Below are 10,118 nucleotides of genomic sequence, written 5' to 3' on the forward strand. Positions count from 1 at the left end.
CCCGGCTACGCGTCCTCGCGGTCGGCCAGGGCCAGGGTCGAGCCGCGGCGGCCCTTGCGGACCAGCAACTGGGCCGGGATGCGGCTGCGCAGGTCGGCGACGTGGCTGACGATGCCGACCGCCCGGTCCCGTTCGCGCAGGCCGTCGAGGACGTCCATCACCTCTTCCAGGGACTGCTCGTCGAGGGTGCCGAAGCCCTCGTCGATGAACAGTGTGTCCAGCGGCATGCCGCCCGCCTCGTCGGTCACCACGTCGGCCAGGCCCAGGGCGAGGGAGAGCGAGGCGAAGAAGCTCTCTCCGCCGGAGAGGGTCGAGGTGTCCCGCTCGGTGCCCGTCCATGCGTCCACCACCCGCAGGGCCAGGCCCGAGCGCTTGGTCCCGGCGCCCCGGCCGTCGCTGTGCACCAGGGTGTAGCGGCCGCCGGACATCCGGACCAGCCGGTCGCTGGCCGCCGCCGCGACCTGTTCCAGCCGGGCTGCCAGGACGTACGACTCCAGGCGCATCCGCAGCCGGTTCTCGGCGGAGGTGCCGGCGGCCACCGAGGCGAGCCGGTTGATCCGCCCGTACCGGTCGAGAGCCGGGGCCAGTTCGGCGGCGAGCGCGGCCAGCTGCCGGCCGATCGCGGCGAGCGCCGCGCACCGCTCGTCGGCCGCCGCCCGGGTGGCGTGCGCCTGTCCGAGCCGGTCGGTGGCGGCGAGGAGTGCGGCCGCGGCGGCGGGCAGGTCGACCGGTGGGAGCTCTGCGGCCTCGACCAGTTCCGGCAGTGCCAGTTCGCGCCCGGCGGCGGCGGTCTCCGCGCGGTGCCGCTCCAGCCGGGCCTCCAGCCGGTCGCGTTCCTCGCGTGGCAGCAGCACCGCGAGTGCCGCCCGGGCGTCCGGGAAGCCGGCCGTCGCGGCGGCCTCGGCGAGTTCGTCCTCGGCCGCGCCGAGCCGCGTCGCCGCCTCCGTGCGGGCCCGGGCTGCGGCGGCCGTGGCGGCGACCGCCTCGGTGAGCCGGGTCAGGGCCGCGGCCCGGTCGGCGACCGAGGCCGCCTCGCCCCGGGCCGCCGCGACCCGGGCGGCCAGCGTCTCCCGCTCGGCGCCGAGCAGTTGCAGCCGGTCGGTGAGGACGGCGGCACGCTCCTTGGCCTCGCGCAGTTCGTCGAGCCGGCGGGTGCGGTCCTGGGACAGTCGGACGATCTCCTGCCCGACCCGGCCGAGCGCCTCCGCCGTCTGCCGGGCCGCGCGGTGCTCGCGGTCCAGCTCGGTGAGGGCCCGCGCGAGTGCCGCCGTACCGTCCGGCCCGGCCGCTCCGGCGGCCGTGGCCTCGCGCACCCGCAGGGCGGTGAGCGCTTGGTCGGCCGTCGTCCAGGCGTGCTCGGCGGCGGCCTGGGCGCGGCGGGCCCGCTCCTCGTCCTCGGCGCCGACCCGGCTGCCGGGCGCCGCCTCGGCGGGCGACGGGTGCGCGGGCGAGCCGCAGACCCGGCAGGCCTCGCCCGAGCGCAACTGTTCGGCCAACTCGGCGGCCATTCCCGAGAGTCGACGGTCCCGCAGGTCCAGACTGTGCTCGCGGGCGTCCAGCGCGGCGGTGCGCAGCCCGGCGACCCTCGGCTCGGCCGCGGCGATCTCCGCGTGCAGTCCGTCACGCTCCCGGGCCGCGTCCAGGCGGACGGTCGACTCGGCGCGCTGACGGTCGAGTTGCTCGACCCTGGTGGTCGCCGTCTGGGCCTGCGCTTGCTGCGCCTCCAGGCGGCCCAGCTCGTCCTCGAACTCGGACAGCCAGTCCTCGGCCTCCTCGGCCAGTGCCTCCGCGGCGGCCCGGTCCCCCGTCAAGGAGTGCTGCTCGCGGGCGAGTTCGGCGCAGCGCCGCTCCTCCGCGCGGGCCGCCTCCAGTCGGACGACCTCGGCACGCAACCGCAGTTCGGCCTCGGCCAGGTCGGCGGCGCCGGCTCCGCCGAGCCTGCGGGCCTCCTCGCCGGGGGCGGCGGCCAGGGCCTCCCGCCGGTGGTCCTCCGATGCCTGCGCGCGCCGGTGCGCCTCGGCCGCGTTCTCCCTCAGCCGCAGTGCGGCCTCCACCCCGACGGCCTCCTGCGCGGCGGCCAGCCGCCGCCGGTCCGCCGCCGCCGCGGGCTCGAACCCGGCGAGCCGCTCGGCCCGGTCCCGCGCCTCGCGGTGGCGGCGCTGCCGCCCGGCCAGGTCCTCGGCGGCCTCGCGGTCCTGTTGGGCCGTGCGCTGCGCGGCCCGGGCGCCGGCGAGCGCGGCGTCCGCGACGGTGAGCTGTTCGGCCGCGCCGCAGCGCAGGACGGCCGCCCAGCCGAGCACCCCGGAGGTCAGCCCGGCGTCGCCGTCCTCGGCCGGGACCCAGTTCCCGGCGGGCTCGGCACCCGGACCGGCCGCCTGCTCCGCCTTGCTGGCGAGGTCGCGCAGCCGGCGCCGGCCGGCCTGGACCGCCGTCTCCTGGGCGCGCCGCTGCTCCGCCAGCCAGTCCTCGACGAGCCGGTACCGCTCGGTGTCGAACAGCCGCCGCAGCAGCTTGCCGCGCTCCTCGGAGTCGGCCTTGAGGAAGCGGGCGAAGTCGCCCTGCGGCAGCAGGACCACCTGGCAGAACTGCTCCCGGTTCATGCCGACCAGCCGGTGGATCTCCTCCCCGGCCTCCTGGTGCGACTTGCTGATCCCCTGCCAGCCCGGCGAGCCGTCGCCCGCGTCGGCGACCCACTCGCGCAGCAGGGTCTGCGACCGTTCGACGGTGGTGCCGGTGCCGACCTTCTTCGGCCGGCGCTGTTCCGGCAGCCGGGTGATCTGCAGCCGCCGCCCGCCGAGGGTCAGCTCCAGCCGGACCTCGGTCAGCCGCTTCGGGTCCGCGTGGTCGCTGCGCAGCCGGTTGGCGCGGCGGGTGCCCGGCGTCTCGCCGTACAGGGCGAAGCAGACCGCGTCCAGCACGCTGCTCTTGCCCGCGCCGGTCGCGCCGCGCAGCAGGAACAGCCCGCCGGCGGCGAGCGCGTCGAAGTCGACCGTCTCGGAGCCCGCGAACGGGCCGAAGGCGGTGACCGTGAGCCGGTGCAGCCTCATCGGGGCAGGTCCGCCTTCCGGTCGTTGCTCTCCCGGACGTGCTCGAAGCCCTCGCGGAGCCAGCCGAGCTCGTCCGGCTCCGGGTCGGCACCCGGGCGGACGTGGCGCAGGAAGCCTTCGGCGATGTCCAGGTCGTCCCGGCCGCTGACCCGGGCCGCGTACGACAGGGACGGCTCGGCCTCCGTCTCCTCCGGGTCGAACAGCAGCTGGAGGGTGTGCGGGAAGCGGCGGCGCAGCTTCTCCATCGGTTCGCTCGGACGGGCCGCGTCGGTCAGCGTGGCCTGCACCCAGGACTGCTCGTGCTCGGCGTACCGCTCGTCGGTGAGCAGGGCGTCGAGGGTGTCGCGCAGCGTCGCGAGACGGCGCGGCTCGGGGCAGTGGACGCGCTCGGCTGTGACCGAACCGTCGGCCGCCAGATCGACCAGCCACATGCTCTTGCGCTGGTTCGTCTCGGAGAAGGAGTAGGCGAGCGGGGAGCCGCTGTAGCGCAGGTGCGGGGCGAGCGTCTGGCAGCCGTGCAGGTGGCCCAGCGCGACGTAGTGCACCCCGTCGAACACCGATGCCGGTACCGCCGCGACCCCGCCGACCGCGATGTCCCGCTCGCTGTCGCTGGGCGCGCCGCCGGTGACGAAGGCGTGCGCCAGGACCACCGCCCTCGTCCCTGCCGGGCGCGCCGCCAGATCGGCCCGCACGGTGTCCATCGCCGCCCCGAGCACCGCCGCGTGCCCGCCCTTCGACAGCCCGAACCGCTCGCGTACCAGGGTGGGCTCCAGGTACGGCAGCCCGTACACCGCGACCGGCCCGTGCCCGTCCGCCAGCACCACGGGCGCGGCGCACTCGCCGGGGTCCGTCCGCAGGTGGATCCCGGCCCGCCCGATCAGCCCCGCCCCGACCCCGAGCCGGCGGGCCGAGTCGTGGTTGCCGCTGATGAAGACCGTCGGCACGCCGAGGCCGGCCAGTCGGTGCAGCACGTCGTCGAACAGGGCGACGGCCTCCAGGCCCGGCAGCGCCCGGTCGTACACGTCACCCGCGACCAGCACGGCGTCCACGCCCTCGGCCCGGACCACATCCACCAGGTGGTCCAGGAAGGCCCGCTGGGCGTCGTGCAGGCTCTCCCGGTGGAACGAACGCCCGAGATGCCAGTCGGAGGTATGCAGCAGTCGCATGGTCCCCGACCCTAACCCGCACCACTGACAATCCCACCCGTACCGGTGGAGGCATGCGTCTCACCGGTCGACGGAGGGCACCGCCGTGCGCCGGGTCCCGGTGCCGGCCCGGCGCCTGCGCGCACCTCCCGTGTTCGATTACTCGGGGTGGATTGTCAGTGGCTCTGTGTATGTTCCTCGACGTCGGCGGCCCCGCCGTTCGGGGCGGCCGGCGCTGTCGGGTATCGGGTGTCGGACGAATGAGACGGAGGAGCCATGGCTGCGATGCGGGAGTCGGTACGGGAATCGATGCGGGAGCCGGTGCGTGAGATGCTGCGTGAGGCGGCGGGGGCCGCGGGTGCGCGGTCGCTGCGGGGGCGTCGGCGGGTGCTGGTGCTGACCGGGCGGAAGCGCGGCTCGGGGCCCGGTGCCGGGTCGGGCGGGTCGGGCGCCGGGCCCGGTGGGGCGGCGCCGCCCGGGGGCGGGCGCCCGCCGGGCGCGCGTGCGGATGACGGCGCGGGCGGTGGCGCGCGGTCGTCGCGCGGCGGGCGGGCCCGGGGCGCGCCGCCGCAGCCGGTCGCGGTGGCGCTGGCCGTGGCGGCCGGGGACTTCGCCGGGCTCGCGCGGTACGGGCTGTTCGGCGGGTTCAGCCACCGGGACTACCTCCGGCAGGCCGAGGAGCAGCTGACGGCCCTGTACCGGCAGGGCCTGGAGGTGCACCTGCGGGTCCTGGAGGCGGACGACTTCGAGGACTACTGCGAGGCGCTCGGCCTGGACCCGAGGATGCCCGCCGCCCGGGTCGCCTACGCGGGCGATCCCGACCTGGCCGGGGAGCCGTTCGTCTACGCGGGCCAGCGGCTGGCCGAGCTGCTGCCGGTGCTGATGGACGACCACCGGGCCCGGGTGCGGATGTCCGTGGCCTGCGCGGCCCTGCTGGACGCCGTCGGCGACGACCCGGCCGGGCAGCGCCGGCTGGCGGCGGTGATGCGGTACGTGACATCGGTCTACCTGGCGCTCGCCGAGGGCGCGGGGGAGGGCTGCCACCTCCTGACGCTGCGCTGCCACGGCCCCGAGGACGGCGAGGAGCTCACCTCGGCGGTGGACGTCTGCGTCGAGGAGGGGCAGCTGTACCCGGCGGGGCGGGACACCGAGGCGTTCTGCGTCACGCTGGCGGCGGGTGTGGCCTCCGGGGGTGCGGGGGCGGTGCTGCTGCACGGCGATCCGTCGGTCGGCGGCCGGTCCGTCCCGGCGCCCGGCGGCGGTTCGGAGGATCCCGCCTCCGGTGCCGCCCGGGCCCGGCCGCCGGTGCGCGGCTGGGCGCTGGCCGGCGGGCGGCTGCGCCCGATGACCGCGCACGAGGTGTTCGACGAGCTGGCCGACGACGCCGCGCGCGGACTGCCGTTCCCGCCCGGGGTGGATCCGCTGCCCGGATTCCCGCTGCCGGGGTTCCCGCCGCCCGGCTTCCCGGCGCCCCGGGACGGGGGTGCGCCGCTGGGATGATCAGGGGGTTCATCGATTCCGCGTCCACCATGCGGCGCTGGGGACTGTTCATCGACCGCCTGTTCGGGGAAGATTCGGAGAAGATCAACAGCAGGAGCGCGGTACCCCACGCCGTCGCTCCGGCCGCTCCGCTCCGTACCGCGCCCCGCAGGTCCCCTCCGCGCACCGCCGGTCCGGCGAGCCCGACAGCGAGAGGGGGACGCATGAGCGAGCGGGGCGAGCTCGGCACCAGGGGGCGCGCGCAGACGGACACCCCGGCCGGCACCGCTGTCGACGAACCGTCCGATGACTCTTCCGGCACCTTCGGCATCTCCGGCACCTTCGGAGCGATCGGAGAGATCGGTGAGATCGGCGAGGCGAGAGCATGAGCCCGATCGAGTACAGCCCGGAGATCGCCGAGCTGCTCGGCAGGGTGCGGCGGCGCCCCACCGCGGGCTGGCCCTGGCGGCCGGGCGAGCAGGTGCCGGACGGGCTGCCGGTCAAGCAGTCCTGGGGGTGGCTGTTCGCCCCGGACGGGCGGGTGCTCACCCTGGTGAACCCCAGGGACGGGATCTGCTCACTGCCCGGCGGCTCGCTGGAACCCGAGGACGGCGGGGACCCGGCGGCCGCGCTGGCCAGGGAGGCGGCCGAGGAGGCGCAGGCGGTGATCGGCCGGCCGTACTACCTCGGCTACCTCTACGACCGGGTCGGCTCGGCGAACGGCGGGCACGAGTGCGCGCGGGTCCGGATGGCGGCCGCGCTGCGGGCGGTCGGTCCGAGTACGGCCGATCCGGCCTCGGGGCGGCACTACCGGCGGCTGCTGGTCGCGCCCGGGCTCGCCGTCGAGCTGCTGGGCTGGGGTGCGCCCGGGCTGCGCCAGGCCCGGGTGGCAGTCGCCACCGCCGTCCGCTGGCTCGGCGTGCCCGCGGCCGCGAACGAGGAGATCGAGGAGCTGCCGGTCGAGGGCTGCACGGTCTCCCCGGGCACCGTGTACCCGGGCGGCGGCCACCCGGGCGCCCGGGGCTGATCCGGGCGCGGGAGGCGAGGGGCGCGCTCCGGTCCTGAGCGCCGCCCGGCAGGTCGGTCCCGAAGGCGGGCCCACCGGCGGTCGTCCAGCCGCTCGTGCCCGTGGTGCCCGCTCGCGCCCGTGGTGCCTGCCGCACCCCAACGTGCCTGCGGTGCCTGCCGCGCTCGCCGTGCCTGCTCGTGCCCGCTGAACCCTTTCGGTATCCACCACACCCGTCGGCCTCGACCGCGAGCACTGACGCAGGCTCACGCCGGACGGGTTCGCCCCGCGCCGTTCGCGTCCTCCTCGCGCCCGTTGTCGCGCTCTGGCATCCGACCCCGGCCCGCCTCGAAACTGACTCGACGGTGGTCGTACACCGACGCCTGGCTTACCGGGCCCTGAATTTAAGCAAGTTGCCGGTCTACGCGCGCAGTACTACGCGCATCGAAATACACCCGGGCTGACCAGCGGTGACTCACGGACTGTCGGTGACAGTTCACTTCTCTGCTATCAGACGGCTCGTCAATGTCTTTGGCATGACCGCTTCCGGGTTGAGCTACCGCCTGGTATCACTTCTGTGACCCGCGCCACGTCAACCCTGGAGGTGTGATGATCCGCCCCGCCCGTGCCCTCTCCATCGCCGCGATAGCAGCCGGCCTGACCATGACGACGCTCTTCGCCGCAGCGTCGGCCAACGCAGCCGGTGTCAACTACGTGGCCCTCGGCGACTCGTACTCCGCCGGGGTAGGTGCCGGCAGCTACCTGAGCGACAGCGGTAGCTGCAAGCGCAGCACCAACGCGTACGCGTACCTCTGGAAGAACGCGCACTCGCCGTCCTCCTTCAAGTTCGTCGCCTGTTCGGGTGCGAAGACCGGCGACATCCTCAACAGCCAGATCTCCGCCCTCGACTCCAGCACCACCCTGGTCAGCATCTCGGTCGGCGGCAACGACGCCGGGTTCGCCAGCACCATGCAGACCTGTGTCCTGGGCTCGGACAGCGCCTGCCTCGACGCCGTCAACACGGCCAAGAACTACGCGGTCAACACCCTGCCCGGCCAGCTGGACCAGGTGTACTCGGCCATCAAGTCCAAGGCGCCGAGAGCCCACGTCGTGGTGATGGGCTACCCGCACATCTACAAGGTCGGAGGTGACTGCGTCTTCGGCATCGGTGACACCAAGCGCGCCGCCATCAACGGCGCGGCCGACACCCTGGACGGCGTGCTCGCCAAGCGCGCCGCCAACGCCGGCTTCACCTTCGGTGACGTCCGCGGCATCTTCACCGAGCACGAGATCTGCGGCAGCCTCACCACCTGGCTCAACAGCACCACCCTGCCGATCGACGAGAGCTACCACCCGAAGGCCTCCGGCCAGGCCGGTGGCTACCTGCCGGTCTTCTCGCAGTCCTGACGGTCTGCGACGGCAGGACCGCCACCATGACGGTCCGTAGGCATGGCGGTCCGTAACACCGGCGGTCCTGGCACTCGCGGCCTGTGGTACTCGCGGTCGTGGCACCCGCGGTCTGTAGCACCGGCGGCCCGTACCGCCGGTGCGCCCGTGGAAACCGGTGCCGCCGCCCCCTCCGAAGCACGGGGAGGGGGCGGCGGCACCGCCGTCTCAGCTCCCGGTCGCGGCAGGGTCCGGGTCCGGGTCCGGGGGTGCGACCGGGGCCGGACCGGTCGGCGGGAACGGCACGGCGGCGAGGAGCGGCAGCAACTCCGCCTCCTCGTGGTCGAGGTGCGCCTCCAGCTCGGCCGACATCCGGTCCAGCTCGGTGCGGAGCCGCTCCGGTTCGGTGATCTCGATCCCGGCGAGCAGCGACACCAGTTCCTCCTTGATCCGCCCAATGGCCCGGTGCTGCTCGTCGAGGCGGGCGAGGACGCCGGCCAGCTCCGGGTGGTGGCGCGCGAGGGCGGGGAAGACGGCCGTGTCCTCGCCGGTGTGGTGGTGCGTCAGCCCGTCGCAGAACGCCAGGCAGTGCTGCCGGAGTTGCAGCCCGAACCCGGCCGGCCGGCCCGGGATCTGGGCGTGCGCCTCCTCCCGGACGTGGCGCAGCTGGGCGCGAAGCCAGGTGTGCGCCTCCAGCAGCTTGTCGGCGAGCGTGCGGACCACCGGTGTCGCGCCGCCGGGCGTGGTTCCGGGCCGCTCCCGTTCCAGGACGACGACCGGCAGCTCGCGTTCGGTCCGCGCCTGGTAGTCGCCGTACCCCGGCGCCTTCCGGGCGACGGCGGCGAACAGCCGCTCCCGGCGGTCTCCTTCGGCGGGTACGGCGACGGTGTCGAAGGACTCGGTGCCGAGCTCGACCCGAACGACCGGGTGGGCCAGCAGGTTGCGGTACCACTGCGGGTGCTCCGGCGCCCCGGCGGCCGAGGCGACGACCAGGAGCAGCCCCTCCGCCCGGACGTACCCGAGCGGCACGGTGTGCGGCCGCCCGGATCGGGCCCCGGTGGTGGTCAGCAACAGCAGGTCGCCGCCCTCGAACGGGCCGCCGACCCGTCCGCCGTTGGCGCGGAACTCCTCGATGACATTCAGGTTGAAAGACATGGGCATGCGTGTGGTGGGTCTCCAGGGAACGGGGAGTCGCGGCCACGCACGGTGACCCGTCGGGGCCCGGTGACAGCCAGGGGGTGGCACATCGCGCACACGGGCACCGCGGTGACCGCCTGGCGTCAGATCAGGGAAGCGGAGAGGGTGCTCATCGCGCATCGTCCCTTCGGAAAGGTGCTCGCTCGGCTGCCGGCCGGCCCACTACTCTGTGGCCGGCGCCGCGCGGCACGCCCCAATTAGAGCCGCGCCCCGAACGCACTGTCAACGGGCGGGATCACCCACCGCCGAAGGGAACGAGGGCCGGTCGTGGACCACGTGATCGACCTCGACGAGGCCGCCGCACGGCTGGCCGCCCTGGCCCCGGCCTGGCGGGCGGCCCGGCTGACGGTGGGTCCGCTCACCTGGCGGGACGGACGCGCCCGGTGGTCGCAGCCACTGGAGACGGACCGCGCCAGGGTCGCCGACCCCGATTCCGTCGGTCTACGGCTCTCTGACCCGCCGAGCGGCGGCGAGCTGCACGTGGTGCTCTTCCGCGGCGGCTGGGCGGACGTGGACTACCTGGCCGCCGGCTGGCAGTCCGATCCGGACGGCCGTGAGCGCGCGGGGGTGGTCCCGGCCCATGGCATCGCCTCCGCCGCCGACTTCGAGGCGCGTCTGGCGGGCTGGGTGCGGGACGTCTTCGGCGGCTGAGCGCCGGGGCGGTGCCGGAGCGCAGCGGAGTGGGGGCGCGGGGGATGCGGCGCCACGCCCCTGGATACGGCGGCGCGCCCCGGATGTGGCGACGCGGCGCCCCGCCCCCCCGGGGGGGGGGGGCGGGGGGGGGGTGTGGGGCCGGGGGGGGGGGGGGCCCCGGCCGGGATGGGCCCCGCCCGCGGGGGGGGGGGCGGGGGGATTTAA

The 10,118-nt window shown here is 75.4% G+C and carries 8 protein-coding genes; 5 read left to right on the plus strand and 3 right to left on the minus strand.

Annotated features, from left to right (window positions below):
• Positions 1 to 5: 5 nt before the first annotated feature.
• Both ACFQ6N_RS05865 and ACFQ6N_RS05870 read right to left on the minus strand, forming a co-directional pair.
• Complete coding sequence (locus ACFQ6N_RS05865) at positions 6 to 3,047, minus strand: AAA family ATPase (RefSeq protein WP_380647166.1); 3,042 nt, start codon at positions 3,045 to 3,047, stop codon at positions 6 to 8.
• The gene (locus ACFQ6N_RS05870; protein WP_380647168.1) at positions 3,044 to 4,213 is read right to left on the minus strand and encodes an exonuclease SbcCD subunit D; all 1,170 of its coding nucleotides are present in this window, start codon (positions 4,211 to 4,213) and stop codon (positions 3,044 to 3,046) included. The genes ACFQ6N_RS05865 and ACFQ6N_RS05870 overlap by 4 nt, the downstream gene beginning before the upstream one ends.
• 255 nt (positions 4,214 to 4,468) lie before the next feature.
• On the opposite strand from ACFQ6N_RS05870, the gene ACFQ6N_RS05875 reads away from it, so the two are divergent.
• The 4 genes from ACFQ6N_RS05875 (at position 4,469) to ACFQ6N_RS05890 (ending at position 8,084) form a co-directional block, all read left to right on the plus strand.
• A complete protein-coding gene (locus ACFQ6N_RS05875) occupies positions 4,469 to 5,692 on the plus strand; it encodes a hypothetical protein (RefSeq protein WP_380647169.1) in 1,224 nt (407 codons plus the stop codon).
• Between the two features lie 203 nt (positions 5,693 to 5,895).
• The gene (locus tag ACFQ6N_RS05880) at positions 5,896 to 6,060 is read left to right on the plus strand and encodes a hypothetical protein (RefSeq protein ID WP_380647170.1); all 165 of its coding nucleotides are present in this window, start codon (positions 5,896 to 5,898) and stop codon (positions 6,058 to 6,060) included.
• Positions 6,057 to 6,698, plus strand: coding sequence for an NUDIX domain-containing protein (locus tag ACFQ6N_RS05885; RefSeq protein WP_380647171.1), 642 nt, complete (start codon positions 6,057 to 6,059; stop codon positions 6,696 to 6,698). Before ACFQ6N_RS05880 ends, ACFQ6N_RS05885 begins: the two co-directional genes overlap by 4 nt.
• 588 nt (positions 6,699 to 7,286) lie before the next feature.
• Positions 7,287 to 8,084 (plus strand): SGNH/GDSL hydrolase family protein, encoded by a 798-nt coding sequence (locus ACFQ6N_RS05890; protein WP_380647172.1) that lies wholly within the window; start codon positions 7,287 to 7,289, stop codon positions 8,082 to 8,084.
• 207 nt (positions 8,085 to 8,291) lie between these two features.
• On the opposite strand, the gene ACFQ6N_RS05895 is transcribed toward ACFQ6N_RS05890, so the two are convergent.
• A complete protein-coding gene (locus ACFQ6N_RS05895) occupies positions 8,292 to 9,224 on the minus strand; it encodes a nitroreductase/quinone reductase family protein (RefSeq protein WP_380647174.1) in 933 nt (310 codons plus the stop codon).
• 303 nt (positions 9,225 to 9,527) lie between these two features.
• On the opposite strand from ACFQ6N_RS05895, the gene ACFQ6N_RS05900 reads away from it, so the two are divergent.
• Positions 9,528 to 9,911, plus strand: a complete 384-nt coding sequence (locus ACFQ6N_RS05900; RefSeq protein WP_380647175.1) for a hypothetical protein — start codon at positions 9,528 to 9,530, stop codon at positions 9,909 to 9,911.
• Positions 9,912 to 10,118: the final 207 nt, after the last annotated feature.

This window comes from Kitasatospora sp. NPDC056446 (assembly GCF_042796115.1).
Taxonomy (GTDB): Bacteria; Actinomycetota; Actinomycetes; order Streptomycetales; family Streptomycetaceae; genus Kitasatospora.